The organism is Campylobacter sp. BCW_6468 (assembly GCF_001762865.1).
Lineage (GTDB): Bacteria > Campylobacterota > Campylobacteria > Campylobacterales > Campylobacteraceae > Campylobacter_D > Campylobacter_D jejuni.
On the sequence record NZ_MJXQ01000010.1, the window covers coordinates 20,182 to 36,474 of the forward strand.

A 16,293-nucleotide genomic window follows, 5' to 3' on the forward strand; every position below is an offset into this window, starting at 1 on the left:
AAGTTTTAAAATGAAAAAAAATGAAATACAAAATTTCAAAAATATTTTAGAAGAAAGAAAAAAAGCCATCTTAGAAAATTTGCAAAGCAATTCAAATGAAATCGAAGCTCTTCACAATAGCGTCCCAAGCGATAGTGTGGATTTTTCTGTCATAGAAACAGGATCTCAAATTGACTTTGCTATCAGCACCAATCTCAAAGAAGAACTTATAGAAATCGAAGATTCTTTAGATAAAATCAAAAACGGTACTTATGGAATTTGCGAATCTTGCGATGATGAAATCGACTCTCAAAGACTAAAAGTCAAACCTCACGCAAGATATTGTATCGCTTGCCGTCAAATTGCAGAACAAGGAAAAAAACATGAAAATTAAACTCTTCTTACTTGCAAGTTTTATTTATATAGCACTTATTTTTGCCTTTGCTTGGCATCTAGAATTAGGAAGCTATACTCTAAATATCAGCACTTATACCTTTGAACTACCTATTATGATATGGCTTGTTATTCCTTTATTTATTTATATGATTTTAGCCGTTTTACACATAGCATTTCATGGATTTTTGCGTTATTTAAAATTTAAGCATTTTTTTAAAGATGCAGCTAAATTTGAAGCTTATACTCAAGATTTACTCCTTGAAAAAGATCTTAAAACCACTTTTCAAACAAAAGAATTTAGATCTGTAGCACAACTTTTTAAAACCATAAAAACACATGAAAAAATTCCACACTCAAATAAAATCAATGAAATTTTAGATCTTATTGATGGTTTAAATAAAAACGAATTTTTTAACCTTAGCAAATTTAAACTCGAAAATAACAATGTTTTATATTTGCAAAATGAAAAAAATCATCTCAAAAATGATGCAAATTATGCCTATAACAAACTTAAAAACCTTAATGAAATCAAAGATGAATTTGAAGAAATTGCTTTTAACACTCTTATAGAAAAAGCTAGTTATGAGCAAATTAAAAATGTAAAAATCCCTAAAAAGCCTTCTGAAGTTCTCACACTTATCAAGCGTTTTAAAGAAGGAAATTTAGAACTTAGTGTAGCAGAATATGAAGTTTTACTTTCACACAACATATTAAGCGAAAAAGACTATCTTAACGCAGCAAAACTAAGTACTAAACTTTTAAATCCTGATGCTATTTTAGGAATTTTTAACAAAATTAAAAATGAAAAAAGCGAAGCTTTAAGAGCATATTTATATCTTTTGGCTGAATTTGGACTTTTAGATGAGTTAAGAGAACAAATTCACAATGATGATAAAAAATTTAATGATTTTAAAGCCTTTTTAGTCTTGCGTGAAAAAAATATCAAAATCGATCTAAATCAACTCATACAATGATAGATTTTAGCAAAAAACCCCTGTTTTTAGCCCCTATGGCAGGTTTTTCAGATCTGCCTTTTCGTAATGTAGTAAAAAAATTTGGTGCTGATATTACCATAAGTGAAATGATAAGTTCTAATGCCTTAGTTTATGAAAGTTCTAAAACTTTACATATGCTAGAAAGAGCTGAATTAGAAAATCCCTATATAGTCCAAATTGCAGGTGGAGATAAAGAAGTGCTAAAAAAAGCAGTGCAAATGCTAAATGAAATGGATTTTGTAGATGGGATCGATTTTAATTGCGGTTGCCCTGTAAATAAAGTTGTTAAACAATGTGCTGGCAGTGCTTTGCTAGAAAATTTAGAGCTTTTTAAAAATCTTGTAGGAGTGATTAAAGAAAACAATAAAAAAAGCCTTACAAGTGTGAAATTTCGACTAGGATTTAATGAAAAATATCCTGAAAAAATGGCTAAAATTTGTGAAAGCTTGGGGGTGGATTTTATAAGTATCCACGGACGCACAAGAAAACAGCTTTATAGCGGAAAAGCCGATTATGGATCCATTGCTAGTGCTAAAGCGAGCGTGAAAATTCCTGTGATTGCAAATGGCGATATTAACGCACAAAACGCTAAAGAAGTTTATAAAATCACAAAATGTGATGGACTCATGATAGGGCGCGCAAGCGTAGGAAATCCTTGGATATTTTATGAAATCAAAAGCGGTAAAAGTGTAGATGAAAAACTCAAAAAAGAAATCATACTCACTCATTTTGATGAAATGATAAAACACTACAAAGATCAAGGCGTAAGTATATTTCGCAAGCATTTACACGAGTATTCTAAAGGGCATAAAGACGCTTCAGCCTTTAGAGATACCGTTAATCGTATCGACAATACAGAAAAAATGCGAAAAAAAATAGAAGAATTTTTTAGTTTAACTTGATTGATTTTTATAATTTAAAAAATCTTAAGCCTTAATATCTATAATTTTTGCTGAAGTGTTTTGAGAAAGAATTTTATTAAATTCCCCTGCATTATCATTGCTAAAATTCATACCAAAAAGAATTTCTAGCTCATCGCTTGTGCCAAATTTAGTTTCTAGTAGTTTTCTTAAAAGCTCATTCATTTTATTATCATCTTTGTAGGTTTCGCTTTTACTTTCTACTTGTATAGGTTTGAAAGCTTTTTTGTCTTCTTCTGAAGTTTCTTGCAGTTTTTTCTGCGATGAATCAATATTGTTAAAATCAACAAAATATTTTTTTTGAAGCTCAAGATATTTTTCTTTAAATTCATCTATACTTTTGCTTGTGTGAAAAATTTTAACATAAGCTTCATCATAACTCACGCCATCAATATGCATCCAACGAGGGTGTTTAGCATTTTATCCATCCATTGAAATAAATTTTTAACTTCTGATTCTGGTAATTCATTGTTTCTAAGCTTATCTTCTATTGAACCCTCGACTAATTCTATTTTATCGCTGAATTTTTTAGAAATCTTATACAAATCTATCAAATCATTACCTAATTCTTCTCTTTGTTTTTTTGTAAGCTCGGGATTTCCATTTTCAATACTTTCATCTCTTATTTTGGTAAGTGTTTGCAAAGGATTGTTTCCAAAATATCTATTAAAAGAGCTTAGAGGAAATACTATCATCTTTATCACCTTGGAATAAATTTTATTCTAAAGTAAATCGGCAAAAATGATTTTTTTTAATATTTTTACTCATATATTTAAAATATAAAGCGCAAGTCTTCTAGCCCTTGAAAAAAATCTTACTTAATCTTCCAAAGTCCTTACAATCAAACTTTTAGGTAAATTAAAATGCTCTATAAGTTCTTTTTCTTTTTCTCTCATTTCTCCATTATCATTTTCATGATCAAAACCTAACAAATGAAGCATAGCGTGGATAAAAAGCAAGCTTATTTCTTCTTCATAGCTATGCCCTAACTCTTTAGCCTTTTCTTTTGCCAAATCCACATTGATCACAACAGAACCCAAAGGCAAACTCTCATCGATATTTTCAAGTGGAAAAGAAAGTACATCAGTGGTTTTATCTTGTTTTCTTTGCTCTAAGTTAATTTCTTGCATTTCTTTACTATCCACAAAGACAAGCTCCACATCTTTAGGACTTAAAAAACTTGCTATAGATTCTAAAAAATCACATTTTTCATCACTTAATATCATAAACCTTCCTTAATCAAATGATATAAATTTTCTATTTCTTCATCATCAAAAATCGCACAATTTTTACTACTATAAAATTGTTTTAGTTTTTTCTCTTCAAACTCAAATCCTAAAGCACATTGAGAATGCGAAGGTAAAAAAGCCCTTAGCAGTGTAATGGAATTTTGAATTTTCTCATCACAGGCAAAACAAAAAAAATCTTTATGCAATCTTCCTTCAAATTCCAAAATTTTTAAATAAGCATCAACAATAACACGCTTTGGATTTTGTTTTTCAAACCTTTTCACACACTCATCAAGTAAATCAAAATAAAAACTATCAAGCTCTTCTACATCTTTTAAGTGCCTATATAAAAGACGGATAAATTCTTGCCAAATAAGCATTTTATCCCTTTGCATAATCCATAAAAATCCCAAATGCAATACATCTTTAAGTCTTGGTAAAAAACTAGGATTTTCTTCTAAAGCAAAGTCGATTTTATAGCCGCTTAAAATACTAGAATGTCTAAGTCCATAAAAACGATAAGCCTTAATAAGCATTTTAGGACTTAAAATATAAACAATCAAATCCTCATCTTTAACTTTTTGAGTATGAAGTATAAAGCCTTGCATTAAACAATTTCAATACCATAAGCCCTAAGTATATCAAAAGCGGATTTTTCTAAATTTTCATCAAAACTTGCACTTAAATTTTGGTGTAAAATTATCCTTGCATTAGGCTTAGCACCAAAAGCTAAAATAATATTACAAAACACACAAATATGAGAAACAAGCCCTGCAAAATGAAGTTCTTCATAATCACTTTTTTGTATGAAATTAGCTAATTCTAAGCTACCAAAAGTATTTTTATAAAAAATTTTATGAGCTTTTTGTAAAAAAGGTTCAAATTCCTTTGGCATTTGCCAACCCAAACTCTCTTTAATGCAATGTTTTACAGGCAAATTTAAACCTTCTTTACTTTGTAGATAATGCTCATCATGCGTATCATAGGTTAAAAGCAAATGCGTGTTATTAAAATCGATTTGATTTAAGGCTTTAAGAATATTTTCTTTGATTTTTAAAGCCTTATCAAAACCTAAACTTCCATCAATAAAATCATTTTGATAATCCACTAAAACAAAAGCTTTTTTCATGCTTTTATGCCTTTTGAAGCCAAAAACTCTCCGTGTGTAAATTGGCAAAAGCGGTTTTTAAACTTGTAAAAAGCTTAGGATGATCTTTTTCTAAATTTGCTAAAAGCTGTTTAGCTTCTTCTCTAGCGTGTGGAAATTTTACATTTTTTTCACTGAGTTTCATACCAGGACAAAATTCATTTCCTATCACGCTAAGTTCATTTTGCGTAGCATTATCCCTAAGCTGTCTTTCTCGCACAAAAATCAAAGGGCGTATCACAGTTATACCGCGTTTGCTTTGATAAATAGGCGCTAAGGTTCTTAAAGCTCCATTATGAATAAAATTCATAAAAAAGCTTTCTGCTGCATCATCTAAATGATGGGCTATAGCAAGCTTGTTAAAACCTTTTTCAAGAGCGTAAGTATATAAAGCTCCACGACGCATTCTCGAAAAATAACTACAAAAACTTGAATTTTCTCTTATGGTATCGCCTGAAACTTCATAAATATTTGAATCAAGCACGCTATGTTTAATGCCGTGTTCTTCACAATGTGCATGAAGATGAGAATAATCCTCGCCCATGCCATAACTCAAAGTTACCGCTTCAAGTTCAAATTTAAAAGGAGCATGAGCTTGCATACGATTTAAAAGATGGGCTAAAGCCAAAGAATCTTTCCCGCCACTAAGCCCTAAAAGAACCCTATCTCCATCTTTAATAAGTCCAAATTTAGCATTAGCTTGTGCAACTTGGCGTATAAGTTTTTTGCTAAGATTTATCATAATTTCTCGCACATTTTAAGCACAAAATTGGCTGAAATTTTAGCTGAATTGATCACAAATTCATCAAAATCAAATTCAGCCTTTTCCCCTGCTTTATCACTCATAGCTCTTAAGATAAAACAAGGCACCTTTAAGGCATCACAAACCAAAGCCACACTTGCGCCTTCCATTTCACAAGCATCAGCATTGAAAATTTCTCTGATTTTTGCTTTTTTTGCTTCATCGCAAATAAACTCATCACCCGTTGCAATAATGCCTGCACGCAGTTTGATATTTAATTCCTTAGCAACTTCTAAAGCAAGATTGTTTAATTTCTCATCGGTTTTGATAAAAATTTCATTACCTGGAACAAAACCCAAAGGATGCCCAAAAGCGGTAATATCAAGATCGTATTGAGCTAATTTTGTTGCATAAAGCAAATCACCAATTTCAAGCTCTGGATTAAAAGCACCTGCAACACCCGTAAAAAGCAACACTTGTGCGCCAAATTTTTCTATCATCACACTAGCACTAAGAGTAGAATTTACCTTGCCGATTTTAGAATACGCTAAAACAAGTTCATGATTTTTATACTTTGCAAAATAATAAGTATTATTAGCGTGTTCTATTTTTGTATAATCTTTAAGTGTTTCAAGCAAAGGAGTGATTTCTTCACTCATGGCTCCTAAAATTGCTATTTTCATCATATAACCTTTAAAAATTCATCAATATCATTCATATTTGTTAAAGCATAAGTTTCTTTTGAAGTGATTTTTTTATTCAAACCCTTAAGCACGCTTGCACCAAATTCTATGAAATAATCTACTTCATTTTCACATGCCTTAATGCTTTGTTTATAAAGCACAGGTGAGATAAGTTGTGCTTTTAAAAGTTCAAGGGCTTCTTCTTTACATGTATAAATTTTAGCATTTGCATTAGAAAGCACGGCTTTAAAATTTGGTTTTAATACCTTTTCAAGCTCCACACAAAGCTTAGCTGAAGCATTTTCCAAAAGAGGACAATGACTTGCCACGCTCATATTTAAAAGCATAGCTCTTTTAGCTCCTGCTTCTTTAAATACACTTTCATAACTTGCTAAATCAGGTTTTAAACCTGCTACAACGATTTGTCCATCGCAGTTATAATTTGCAGCAAAAATTTGCTTGTTTTCTTTTTGTGCTTTTTGACAAAGCTCTTCAACCTTTTCATCATCAAGCCCCAAAACCACCATCATACCTGCTTCAACTTTTGCACAATCTTCTTGCATAAAAAGTCCTCTTTTATTGACCAAAGAAAGAGCCTCTAAAAAATCAAAAGCACTATTAACAGCTAAGGCTGAAAATTCTCCCAAAGAATGCCCTAAAGCAAATTTCGAACTTAAATCAGGTTTTTTTTCAAGTAAAACACTATAAGCCATTAAGGAATTTAAAACGATGGCGGGTTGAGTAAATTCACTTTGATTGAGTTTTTCGTTTTCTTCAAAAAGCAAATGTTTAAAATCAATCTTACAAAAATCACTTGCGTTTTGAAGGAGTTCTTTGGCTTTTATAGAGTTTTCATAAAAATCTTTTCCCATGCCAAGACTTTGTGAGCCTTGACCTGGAAATATAAACGCAGTCTTCATTAATGACAACCGCAACCACCGCCGCCACAGCAACCGCCGCCACCGTGTCCGTGTCCGTGATGATGATCGTGCCCATGTCCGCTTCCACAACCACAACTATGGCTTCCTGCGATAATACCTGTAAGAATTTCATCTTCACTTGCAGCTCTAGCATCTACGATATTTAAAGAAAAAAGCAAATCACGACCTGCATAAGGGTGATTATAATCAATTGTCACATCATTTTCACCAATTTCTTTTACAGTTACACGAACGGTTTCGCCATTTTCACCTTCGCCAAAAAGTTCCATACCTACTTTTAAATCAATACCTGCAAATTGCTCTTTTGGTAAAGTTTGAACCGCATTTTCATCGTATTCGCCTAAACCTTTTTCTTTTTTAATTACCACATCAGCATTGCTAGGGCAATCAAGCTTCATCACTTCTTCTTCTAAGCTTTCTAAAATCTGACCTTTGCCTAAAATAAAAGAAATAGGTTGAGAATATAAATTTGATTCTAAAACTTCATTTGTATTTGCATCTTTTAACTCATAAAACATTGAAACTACACTATTTTTTTCTATAGCCATTTTATCTCCTTAATTTATTTTCTATTAGGTGAAGCTTTTGCTTCGGGTGAATTTGGATAATTAGTTTTTAAAGCTTTATAAAAACCATTTGCTGTTTTTGTATCACCTGTTTTATCCAATGAAATGGCAGTATGATATAAAAGTTTTGGGAAATAATCTCCTTTTGTACTCAAAGAAGAACTTTTTTTATAATAAACAATAGCATTGTTATAATTTTTTTGTTTATACTCGATCTCCCCTAACCAAAAATTTGCTCTTGCAGGTTTATACTGCTTTGTTATGAGAAAATTTAATTTTGCTTTGGAATCTTCAAAAGCATTTTTATCAACATCTTTTATCGCTAATTCTAAAATTTCATTATTTTTTTTCTTTTTCCAAGATTCATCAATTTGTTTTGCTTTATCATCTTGGGTATTTTGAGTATTATTGTTTTCAATGGTACTATTTGAATCTGTAGTTGAAACAACAACACTAGGTGTAATAGTTTTAACGCTTAAATTTGCATCATTTAATTCGTTTTTAGAAACATAATTTGCATTAATAGCATCTACTAAAGAACTAAGTTCGGCTAAAACTTTTTTTACTTGCTTATTATTAGCTTCTTGAATTTTTCTACTTTCTTCAACATAAGCCTTTAATTTTTGAATTTCACTAGTAAAATTATTTTCAATATTTTGATTATTCTCTTCAACTTGACTTAATCTAGAATTTGATTTAGCATATTGAGAATTTATACCTTCTAAAGTGCTTTGTAAACCCTCGATTCTTTCGTTAATTTCATTAATTCTAGCATTTGTTTGTATATTTTCATTATTTAAATTATCTAACTTTTCTTTAAATAATTTTTCATTTGAAGTTAAACCATAAGAAGAATTGCTTGTTATATCTCCTGCACCAAAAGCTGAGCTTTCTGCATAAAGTAAAGTAGCTCCAAGAAGAGCTACTGTGAATATTTTTTTCATTAATTATCTTGATAATTTAAATTCAGCACGTCTGTTTTGCGCATCGCAAGCTTTAGTTTTTTCAGTACACACAGGATTTGTTTCTCCATAGCTTTTAACAGCAATTCTATCAGCATTTACACCTTTAGCGATTAAAGCTTCTTTTACAGCTTTTGCTCTTTTTAAACCTAGAGCTTGGTTATATTCATCGGTTCCCCACTCATCGCAGTTTCCTTCAACAGTAATACTTACACCGCTTACTTCAGTGTTAAAAATATTAGCATTTGTGCTTACAACATTTTGCATATCAGGACGAATGTTGAATTTATCAAAATCAAAATATACTTTATTTAAAGTATCATTAAGTTGAGAAATTTTTGAATCAATATCCCAACCATCACTTCCACCTGAACCACGATTTGAATCAACACTACTATCACCGCTTACGCTAGTGCTTTTTGTGCTACAACCACTAATAACAACTGCAAGAGCTGCGATTGAAGTAAAAAGAATTTTTTTCATTTATGACCTTTCAAAGTTAATAAATTCTTATTATTATATCTAATTTTTAATTAATTTTAACCTAAAATTGAAATTTTTACCAATCAATTGATTGAATTTTTCCAACCCTAAGAGGAAAATAAAAAGTCTTATTTGCATTTACACGAATAACACCCAAAGCACTTTGCGCACCTAAATATTTGATAAATACTATACTTCCACCATCACTAGAAAATCTTGGAAATAAATTTTTTCCATTTGCTGTAAGTTGACGAATATAATCACTATTAATTGACATCAAATAAATATTAAAAACACCTGCTTGATTTGGTTCACGACTTGAATAAACCAAAAAATCTTTATAAGTCGAAACAGCCGAATTGTTTCTACCATGAAAAACAACTTGTTCAGCACTATTGCTATTTAAATCTTGCATAAAAATATTAGGATATCCTAAACGATCGCTTACAAATACCACTTTACTATCATCTGAGCCAATAAAATTTCCATTAACATCAATACCAGAATAATTAGTTAATTGTGTTAGATTTTTGGTATTTAAGTCATATAAATAAACATCAGGCTGATCTTTTGGAGCCATGGTAACAAGTAGTTTACTTCCATCTACACTCACATCACTTGCTACAACCATACCGCCACTTGATAAAATTTTACTAGCTTTATTGGTATTTAAATCATAACGGTATAAAGTTGGCTTATCATGATCATAAGCTGTATAATAAAATAGAGTTTGTTCTTTATTTCCCCATTTTGGAAATAAATTAAGCCCACCATCAACAATAACTTTTTGATAAGTTAAAGTATAATCAGCCATAATAATTTGACTTTTTTTAGAGCTAGAATTTCTCGCGATCAAAATTTTATGATCCATCCAATCAACAGGTGCAAGTCCTAACGCATTTACAGAAGCTTTGACGCTTTTATGTGCCAAAAATGGATATTGCTCTAAACCATTTAAAGTATAAGTTTGCTCTGACTTATCAGAACCGCCAGCTTTTATTTTTACATTTAAACTCAAAGTGTTACCATTTTTATTTAAAGTGTATTCAAAAGTATAATTACTTGTCTCAGTTGCATTAGCAACAACTTCAAAGTTTGAACTTACTTTCAAATCATTCACAATGATATTATAAAAGCTTTTCTTTAAATTCTCATCACTTAAATTTGAATTATCTTTAACGATAATCTTTGGTAAAACCACACCAGAATTAACAACATCAATAACCGGATCTTCTGCCCAAAGACTTCCTAAAAAGACTAAAAAAATTGCTACAATTTTTTTCATTTTGTTCTCCTAATCATTTTTAACTTTTGCTTCATCTCTTAAATTCATGGTAATGCTTATATTTTTATTTTGCGGAGGATAAGTAATAAATTTACCTTTTTGACTTTCTAAAAATTCAGCCACTTTAGCATCATATAAAGGATTCCCACTTTTTTCAACTGAAGTATAGCCAAATTTTCCATTTTCATCAATAAAAATTTTTACCTTAACAGAAATTTTTTCACTATTTGGATAATACTGAGTCCATCTTTGAGTGATAATACGCACGACTTTCCCTAAAAATTCATCATAAATTCCAATTTTTTGTGCCTTTGTACTTTCACCTTGTGTTGAACTTTCTTCTTGAAGCAAGCTATCATTAAGTTGTTTTACAAGTTCAGAAGCTTGAGGTTTTGGGGCACTAGAAATTCCTGATTTAGCACTTGATTGAATTTTTGTAGTCTTTTCTTCTTGTATTTCTTTAATATTTCCAAAAAGCTCATTAAAGTTACTTGCCTTTTGGTCAATATCTTCGGTTTTAACTGTTTTATTTGTAGTCTGAGCAAAAAGCTTTTCTATATCAATTTGCTCTGTTGATTTTTGTATTTCTTTAGGAGTGTTGCTTTGAGTAATAACTTGTTTTGATGGTTCAGCAAGTTCAATATCTACAAAACTATCTTTTATATCGGTATATTGTATAGCAGGTTCAACCTCGCTTACAAGTCTAAAAAAAACAAGAATTACTATACCAACATATATTGCTAAAGCAAGTAAAAACGAATTTAAATTACTCAAACCATAATTTTTCATGATTATTCAGTCTGTAAAGCAACTTTATTAAATCCTAAATTTTTTACACTTCTTAAGACTGAAATAACATCGTCATATTTTAAGCTTTTATCAGCGCGTATAAAAACCGGATCTTCGGTATTAAATTGTGCTTTTCTTTGAGCAAGATTGTCAGCAAAACTTATAAAATCGTATTTTTCTTGATTTAAAAAAATTTCTTTTTTTGCATTAATGCTAATAATTAAACTCTTAACAGTTGGAGCGCTAGTATTTTTTTGACTACCTTGTGGAAGATTAATTTTTTCTTCATAAGTAATGCTTGGAGCTGTTACCATTAAAATCGCAAGCAATACAAGCATAATATCTACTAAAGGTGTGATATTAAGTTCAGGTTTTTCATCATCAAATGGCATTTTTAACCTTATTTACTCGAACTTATAACTTTAATCTCGCTATCAATAATGCTTAAAAGTTCAAAAGCTTTTCTTTTAATGATGAGATGAAATGTATAAGCAGGAATTGCTACTAAAATACCACAACCTGTAGCAACTAAAGCCTCACTGATTTTAGGAGCTATGAGACTTAAAGAATTTTGAGTTCCAAGCCCACCAAAAGTTTCAAGTATAGAAATAACTGTCCCAAAAAGACCTATAAAAGGTGAAGTTGAAGCAATAATACTAAGCCAAGTAAGTCCAGCAGAAGCGCGGCGACTTGCTAAATTTTTATAGATTTCTAAATGATTTGAAGTTGTATCATTACATTTTCTTAAAATCGAATCAGTACGACTTAAATCCTTCTCACCCAAGAGCAAAGTTTCTAAACTTTCTTTCTCCTTGTTTCTCCATGTAGCCAAATAAGTCAATCTAGCAAACAAAATACTAAATGCTAAAATAAAATATAAAGAAAGCCATAATAAAACTATATAAGTAATAATACTTGAACTATTGAAAAAATGAAATATAGCTTCAAAATTCATTAATGCATCCTTGCATTATCAAGTTTTGAAAAAGTTGCTGCTAAAGCTGCATTATCAGAACTCATAGATTTAATCAAATCTTTTGCTTGAGCAAGATTTCTTTCAATCTCACTTTCATCACTTCCACAAACCCAAATCGCACCCTTTGCTAACACGCAAATCTTATCTTCATCTACCTTTGCATGTCCAGCATCAATAGCAACTAACTCATGATTTAAATCAGCTTTTTCAATATCAATTACTCCAGATTTTAAAGAAGAAACCAAAGCAGCATGTCCTTTAAGCACACCAAATTCTCCTTCACTACCTGGTAAAGTAACAGATTTTACTTCTCCTTGATAGATTACACCCAAAGGCGTAACTATCTCGAAATTAATCAAATCGTTCATAAATTAACCTTTTAATTTATCCGCTTTTGCAATAGCTTCATCTATATTTCCAACCATATAGAAAGCATTTTCTGGTAAATGATCATATTTACCTTCTAAAATTCCCTTAAATCCTGCTATTGTATCTTTAAGGCTTATATATTTTCCTGGGCTACCTGTGAAAACTTCTGCAACGAAAAATGGTTGTGATAAGAATTTTTCAATCTTTCTTGCTCTTTCAACTACAAGTTTATCCTCTTCGCTAAGCTCATCCATACCTAAAATGGCGATGATATCTTGTAAATCTTTGTATTTTTGAAGCACTGATTGAACACCACGAGCAACTTTATAATGTTCTTCTCCAATGATATTTGGGTCAAGCATTCTTGAAGTTGAGTCAAGTGGGTCAACTGCAGGATAAATACCCTTTTCAGCAATAGCTCTATTTAAAACCGTTGTAGCATCTAAGTGAGCAAAAACAGTTGCTGGAGCTGGGTCTGTTAAGTCATCAGCTGGAACGTAAACAGCTTGAACTGAAGTGATTGAGCCTTTTTTAGTTGAAGTAATTCTTTCTTGGAATTTACCCATTTCACTTGCTAGGGTTGGTTGATAACCCACAGCTGATGGAATTCTTCCTAAAAGTGCTGACATTTCAGAACCTGATTGTGAAAATCTAAAGATATTATCAATAAACATAAGTACATCAAGACCCATTTCATCTCTAAAATACTCAGCCATTGTTAAACCTGTTAAAGCAATACGATTTCTTGCCCCTGGTGGTTCATTCATTTGTCCATAACATAGAGCAACTTTGTCTAAAACATTACTTTCTTTCATTTCATTATAAAGGTCATTTCCTTCACGAGTTCTCTCACCTACACCTGCAAATACAGAATAGCCGCTATGTTTAAATGCAACATTGTGAATAAGCTCCATAATAATAACAGTTTTACCAACACCTGCACCACCAAAAAGACCTACTTTACCACCTTTTGCATAAGGAGCAAGTAAATCCACAACTTTAATCCCTGTTTCAAAAATCTCACTTTTTGTGCTTTGATCTTCAAAAGCTGGTGGATCTCTATGAATTGCCCATTTTTTATCAAAAGAAATTTCTTCACCTTCATCGATCAAATCTCCAGTAACATTGAAAATTCTTCCTAAAACTTTCTCACCAACAGGAACACTAATAGGAGCACCTAAAGCCTCAGCTTTTAAGCCCCTTACCAAACCATCTGTCATATCCATAGCAATAGTTCTAACTCTATTATCTCCTAAATGAGCTGCTACTTCTAAAACAAGTTTATGTTTTTTTCCTTCGCTTTCAAAATTTACAACAATTGCTTCATTAATTTGAGGTAAATAGTCGTTAAAATCTACATCAACAACCGGACCTAATACCTGTGAAATAAATCCTTGCATTATTTATCTTCTCCTTAAAATTTTACTATTTCATTGATTCAACACCACTGATAATCTCTATAAGCTCAGTAGTAATGGATTCTTGTCTTGCTTTGTTATAAGCTAAATTTAGTTGTTTCACTCTTGCCTTTGCGTTATTAGTTGCATTATCCATAGCTTGCATTCTTGCGCTATGCTCTGCCGCCAAAGAATCGATTAACGCATAATACATATTATACTCGAAATACGTTTTCATTAAATCTTCTAAAAGCTCAGTTCCTTCCGGTTCAAGCTCTAAAAGAGAATTATGAGTCTGTTCAATACTCTTTGGCTCAACTGGAATAAGATGATTAATTTTAAGTTCTTGGGTAATCATATTTTTATAACCATTATGAACTAAAATCACTTCATCTGTATTTCCATTTAAAAAATCATCTACAGCAGCATGAATTACTTCACATGCTTTCTCATAATCAGGACTAGAACTAAGATGGAAATATTTCTCTAACAATTCTATTTTTTGAAAATTAAAATATTCAATCCCAGTTTTACCTATAGCTCTAAGACGAATATTAATATTTTTTGCTTCATATTCTTTTAGCATTTCACTTACTGTTTTTAAAGTCTTAATATTAAAACCACCGCATAAGCCTTTATCTGCAGTGATAAATATTAAATCTACGGTTTTAATTTGTTCTTTTTTATGAAAAAAAGATAAACGCACATCATCTTCATTGTGAACAATTTTATTGATCTGAAATGAAATTTCACTCAAAATTTCATCGATTTTTTGTGCATAAATTTTTGATCTTTTAGCTGCTTCTTCTGCTTTTTTTAACTTAGCAGTAGAAACTAGCTTCATAGCATTTGTAGTCTTTTGAGTGTTATGAACACTTTTAATTTTTCTTTTAATTTCTTTTAAATTAGACATAAAAGACCTTATAAATGATTTGCTTTAAACTCATTAATGGCTTTAGCTAGTTTTTCTTCCAAATCAGAATCTAAAGCTTTTTTAGAGCGAATTTGCTCAAAAATATCTGGATGTTTTGCCTCAATAAAAGGATAAATTCCATCTTCAAATTCCTTAATTCTAGAAACAGCAATATCATCTAAGAAACCTTTGGTTCCTGCAAAAATTAAAACTACTTGTTTTTCAATGCTAAGCGGAGAATAAGGTGGTTGTTTTAAGAGTTCAACCATTCTTTGTCCACGTTCAAGTTGTTTTCTACTTGCCTCATCTAAATCACTAGCAAATTGTGCAAAAGCTTGAAGCTCTCTATATTGAGCAAGGTCAAGTCTTAATGTGCCTGAAACTTGTTTTGTAGCTTTAATTTGAGCAGCCCCACCTACACGAGATACTGATAAACCAACATTAATTGCAGGACGAATTCCTGAGTTAAATAAATCAGTTTCTAAGAAAATTTGTCCATCTGTAATTGAAATAACATTAGTTGGAATATAAGCAGAAACATCTCCTGCTTGTGTTTCAATTATCGGCAATGCCGTCAAAGAACCAGCACCTAATTCATCATTTAGCTTGCTTGCTCTTTCAAGCAATCTTGAATGAAGGTAAAAAACATCGCCTGGATAAGCTTCACGACCTGGAGGACGACGTAAAATCAAAGACATTTCGCGATAAGCTACAGCATGCTTGCTCAAATCATCATAAACAATTAAAGCATGTTTTGCGTTGTCTCTAAAAAATTCACCCATGGTTACACCAGTATATGGAGCTAAGTACTGTAAAGCCGCAGGATCTGAAGCACCAGCATTTACAACAATAGTATATTCCATAGCACCATGTTCTTCTAGTCTTTTAACCACTTGTGCCACTGTACTTTGCTTTTGACCAATTGCAACATATATACAGATAACTCCTTGACCTCTTTGAGATATAATAGTATCAACAGCAACAGTAGTTTTACCTGTTTGTCTATCACCTATGATAAGCTCTCTTTGACCACGACCAATTGGCACAAGCGCATCAATAGCTTTAATTCCTGTATGTAAAGGCTCATGAACACTTTTTCTCGCCATAATACCTTTTGCTTTTTCTTCAACAAAACGATATTCATTAGCATTGATCACACCTTTAGCATCAATTGGCTCACCTAAAGCATTTACAACACGGCCAATCAAAACCTCACCTACTGGAACTTTAAGTAATTTCTTAAGTCTTTTTACAGAAGCACCTTCTTTTAAACCTTCTCCTTTTCCAAGTATAACAATACCTACACTCGACTCTTCAAGGTTTAAGGCCATTCCTTTATCACCATTTTCAAATTCTACCATTTCTCCAGCCATAATATTCTTAAGTCCATATACCTTAGCAACACCATCAGCTACAGAAATAATCTTTCCTGTTTCTTCAATTTCAAGATTTAAATCAAAATTTTCAATTCTTTCTTTGATTATTGAACTGATCTCATCAGCTTTAAATTTCATTTACTTT

General features: G+C 31.3%; 20 protein-coding genes and 1 pseudogene. 3 read left to right on the forward strand and 18 right to left on the reverse strand.

What is annotated here, in order from left to right; genetic code table 11:
- Positions 1-10: 10 nt before the first annotated feature.
- Genes dksA through AJ889_RS00275 form a run of 3 tightly spaced genes read left to right on the forward strand, consistent with a single transcriptional unit; the run spans position 11 to position 2,272 of the window.
- Positions 11-373, forward strand: coding sequence for a molecular chaperone DnaK suppressor DksA (gene dksA / locus AJ889_RS00265; RefSeq protein ID WP_002860595.1), 363 nt, complete (start codon positions 11-13; stop codon positions 371-373).
- On the forward strand, positions 363-1,349 hold the full coding sequence (locus tag AJ889_RS00270; protein ID WP_002860594.1) for a hypothetical protein: 987 nt from the start codon (positions 363-365) through the stop codon (positions 1,347-1,349). The genes dksA and AJ889_RS00270 overlap by 11 nt, the downstream gene beginning before the upstream one ends.
- Complete coding sequence (locus tag AJ889_RS00275; protein WP_002860593.1) at positions 1,346-2,272, forward strand: tRNA-dihydrouridine synthase; 927 nt, start codon at positions 1,346-1,348, stop codon at positions 2,270-2,272. Before AJ889_RS00270 ends, AJ889_RS00275 begins: the two co-directional genes overlap by 4 nt.
- Positions 2,273-2,296: 24 nt before the next feature.
- On the opposite strand, the pseudogene AJ889_RS00280 reads toward AJ889_RS00275, so the two are convergent.
- The 18 genes and pseudogenes from AJ889_RS00280 to atpA form a co-directional block, all read right to left on the reverse strand.
- Positions 2,297-2,985: pseudogene (locus AJ889_RS00280) on the reverse strand (hypothetical protein).
- A gap of 123 nt (positions 2,986-3,108) precedes the next feature.
- Positions 3,109-3,516, reverse strand: a complete 408-nt coding sequence (ybeY, locus tag AJ889_RS00285) for an rRNA maturation RNase YbeY (protein ID WP_002851664.1) — start codon at positions 3,514-3,516, stop codon at positions 3,109-3,111.
- Positions 3,513-4,127 (reverse strand): recombination protein RecO, encoded by a 615-nt coding sequence (recO, locus tag AJ889_RS00290; protein ID WP_002851895.1) that lies wholly within the window; start codon positions 4,125-4,127, stop codon positions 3,513-3,515. Before recO ends, ybeY begins: the two co-directional genes overlap by 4 nt.
- Positions 4,127-4,648 carry an isochorismatase family cysteine hydrolase gene (locus AJ889_RS00295; protein WP_002785057.1) on the reverse strand — a complete coding sequence of 174 codons (522 nt, stop codon included), beginning with the start codon at positions 4,646-4,648 and terminating at the stop codon, positions 4,127-4,129. The genes recO and AJ889_RS00295 overlap by 1 nt, the downstream gene beginning before the upstream one ends.
- Positions 4,649-4,652: 4 nt before the next feature.
- A complete protein-coding gene (locus AJ889_RS00300) occupies positions 4,653-5,408 on the reverse strand; it encodes a tRNA 2-thiocytidine(32) synthetase TtcA (protein WP_002851719.1) in 756 nt (251 codons plus the stop codon).
- Positions 5,405-6,094, reverse strand: a complete 690-nt coding sequence (gene pfs, locus AJ889_RS00305; protein WP_002860591.1) for an aminodeoxyfutalosine nucleosidase — start codon at positions 6,092-6,094, stop codon at positions 5,405-5,407. Before pfs ends, AJ889_RS00300 begins: the two co-directional genes overlap by 4 nt.
- Positions 6,091-6,963 carry an ACP S-malonyltransferase gene (locus tag AJ889_RS00310; RefSeq protein WP_234740478.1) on the reverse strand — a complete coding sequence of 291 codons (873 nt, stop codon included), beginning with the start codon at positions 6,961-6,963 and terminating at the stop codon, positions 6,091-6,093. The genes pfs and AJ889_RS00310 overlap by 4 nt, the downstream gene beginning before the upstream one ends.
- A gap of 47 nt (positions 6,964-7,010) precedes the next feature.
- Positions 7,011-7,580 carry a peptidylprolyl isomerase gene (locus AJ889_RS00315; protein WP_002851661.1) on the reverse strand — a complete coding sequence of 190 codons (570 nt, stop codon included), beginning with the start codon at positions 7,578-7,580 and terminating at the stop codon, positions 7,011-7,013.
- A 14-nt stretch (positions 7,581-7,594) separates the two neighbouring features.
- Complete coding sequence (locus tag AJ889_RS00320; RefSeq protein WP_002851738.1) at positions 7,595-8,542, reverse strand: tol-pal system YbgF family protein; 948 nt, start codon at positions 8,540-8,542, stop codon at positions 7,595-7,597.
- Positions 8,543-8,545: 3 nt separating this feature from the next.
- On the reverse strand, positions 8,546-9,043 hold the full coding sequence (gene pal, locus AJ889_RS00325) for a peptidoglycan-associated lipoprotein Pal (RefSeq protein ID WP_002851617.1): 498 nt from the start codon (positions 9,041-9,043) through the stop codon (positions 8,546-8,548).
- A gap of 76 nt (positions 9,044-9,119) precedes the next feature.
- On the reverse strand, positions 9,120-10,328 hold the full coding sequence (gene tolB, locus AJ889_RS00330; RefSeq protein ID WP_002860589.1) for a Tol-Pal system protein TolB: 1,209 nt from the start codon (positions 10,326-10,328) through the stop codon (positions 9,120-9,122).
- Between the two features lie 9 nt (positions 10,329-10,337).
- On the reverse strand, positions 10,338-11,117 hold the full coding sequence (locus tag AJ889_RS00335) for a TonB C-terminal domain-containing protein (protein WP_002867816.1): 780 nt from the start codon (positions 11,115-11,117) through the stop codon (positions 10,338-10,340).
- Between the two features lie 2 nt (positions 11,118-11,119).
- Positions 11,120-11,509: an ExbD/TolR family protein gene (locus AJ889_RS00340; protein WP_002866730.1), complete on the reverse strand. Its 390-nt coding sequence runs from the start codon at positions 11,507-11,509 to the stop codon at positions 11,120-11,122.
- 8 nt (positions 11,510-11,517) lie between these two features.
- Positions 11,518-12,072 (reverse strand): MotA/TolQ/ExbB proton channel family protein, encoded by a 555-nt coding sequence (locus AJ889_RS00345; protein WP_002885353.1) that lies wholly within the window; start codon positions 12,070-12,072, stop codon positions 11,518-11,520.
- Positions 12,072-12,461 (reverse strand): ATP synthase F1 subunit epsilon, encoded by a 390-nt coding sequence (atpC, locus tag AJ889_RS00350; protein ID WP_002885351.1) that lies wholly within the window; start codon positions 12,459-12,461, stop codon positions 12,072-12,074. The genes AJ889_RS00345 and atpC overlap by 1 nt, the downstream gene beginning before the upstream one ends.
- A 3-nt stretch (positions 12,462-12,464) precedes the next feature.
- A complete protein-coding gene (gene atpD, locus AJ889_RS00355; RefSeq protein ID WP_002918022.1) occupies positions 12,465-13,862 on the reverse strand; it encodes a F0F1 ATP synthase subunit beta in 1,398 nt (465 codons plus the stop codon).
- Positions 13,863-13,887: 25 nt separating this feature from the next.
- On the reverse strand, positions 13,888-14,772 hold the full coding sequence (gene atpG / locus AJ889_RS00360; protein ID WP_002918021.1) for an ATP synthase F1 subunit gamma: 885 nt from the start codon (positions 14,770-14,772) through the stop codon (positions 13,888-13,890).
- Positions 14,773-14,780: 8 nt separating this feature from the next.
- Positions 14,781-16,286: a F0F1 ATP synthase subunit alpha gene (gene atpA, locus AJ889_RS00365; protein ID WP_002934629.1), complete on the reverse strand. Its 1,506-nt coding sequence runs from the start codon at positions 16,284-16,286 to the stop codon at positions 14,781-14,783.
- Between the last annotated feature and the right edge of the window lie 7 nt (positions 16,287-16,293).

Bases quoted from the DNA above. Each gene is read 5' to 3' on its own strand.
- atpC (WP_002885351.1), bottom strand. From the start codon at position 12,461: ATGAACGATTTGATTAATTTCGAGATAGTTACGCCTTTGGGTGTAATC.
- dksA (WP_002860595.1), top strand. From the start codon at position 11: ATGAAAAAAAATGAAATACAAAATTTCAAAAATATTTTAGAAGAAAGA.
- recO (WP_002851895.1), bottom strand. From the start codon at position 4,127: ATGCAAGGCTTTATACTTCATACTCAAAAAGTTAAAGATGAGGATTTG.
- AJ889_RS00320 (WP_002851738.1), bottom strand. From the start codon at position 8,542: ATGAAAAAAATATTCACAGTAGCTCTTCTTGGAGCTACTTTACTTTAT.
- AJ889_RS00270 (WP_002860594.1), top strand. From the start codon at position 363: ATGAAAATTAAACTCTTCTTACTTGCAAGTTTTATTTATATAGCACTT.
- tolB (WP_002860589.1), bottom strand. From the start codon at position 10,328: ATGAAAAAAATTGTAGCAATTTTTTTAGTCTTTTTAGGAAGTCTTTGG.
- atpD (WP_002918022.1), bottom strand. From the start codon at position 13,862: ATGCAAGGATTTATTTCACAGGTATTAGGTCCGGTTGTTGATGTAGAT.
- pfs (WP_002860591.1), bottom strand. From the start codon at position 6,094: ATGATGAAAATAGCAATTTTAGGAGCCATGAGTGAAGAAATCACTCCT.
- atpG (WP_002918021.1), bottom strand. From the start codon at position 14,772: ATGTCTAATTTAAAAGAAATTAAAAGAAAAATTAAAAGTGTTCATAAC.
- pal (WP_002851617.1), bottom strand. From the start codon at position 9,043: ATGAAAAAAATTCTTTTTACTTCAATCGCAGCTCTTGCAGTTGTTATT.
- AJ889_RS00295 (WP_002785057.1), bottom strand. From the start codon at position 4,648: ATGAAAAAAGCTTTTGTTTTAGTGGATTATCAAAATGATTTTATTGAT.
- ybeY (WP_002851664.1), bottom strand. From the start codon at position 3,516: ATGATATTAAGTGATGAAAAATGTGATTTTTTAGAATCTATAGCAAGT.
- AJ889_RS00345 (WP_002885353.1), bottom strand. From the start codon at position 12,072: ATGAATTTTGAAGCTATATTTCATTTTTTCAATAGTTCAAGTATTATT.
- AJ889_RS00340 (WP_002866730.1), bottom strand. From the start codon at position 11,509: ATGCCATTTGATGATGAAAAACCTGAACTTAATATCACACCTTTAGTA.
- AJ889_RS00315 (WP_002851661.1), bottom strand. From the start codon at position 7,580: ATGGCTATAGAAAAAAATAGTGTAGTTTCAATGTTTTATGAGTTAAAA.
- AJ889_RS00335 (WP_002867816.1), bottom strand. From the start codon at position 11,117: ATGAAAAATTATGGTTTGAGTAATTTAAATTCGTTTTTACTTGCTTTA.
- AJ889_RS00300 (WP_002851719.1), bottom strand. From the start codon at position 5,408: ATGATAAATCTTAGCAAAAAACTTATACGCCAAGTTGCACAAGCTAAT.
- atpA (WP_002934629.1), bottom strand. From the start codon at position 16,286: ATGAAATTTAAAGCTGATGAGATCAGTTCAATAATCAAAGAAAGAATT.
- AJ889_RS00275 (WP_002860593.1), top strand. From the start codon at position 1,346: ATGATAGATTTTAGCAAAAAACCCCTGTTTTTAGCCCCTATGGCAGGT.
- AJ889_RS00310 (WP_234740478.1), bottom strand. From the start codon at position 6,963: ATGGGAAAAGATTTTTATGAAAACTCTATAAAAGCCAAAGAACTCCTT.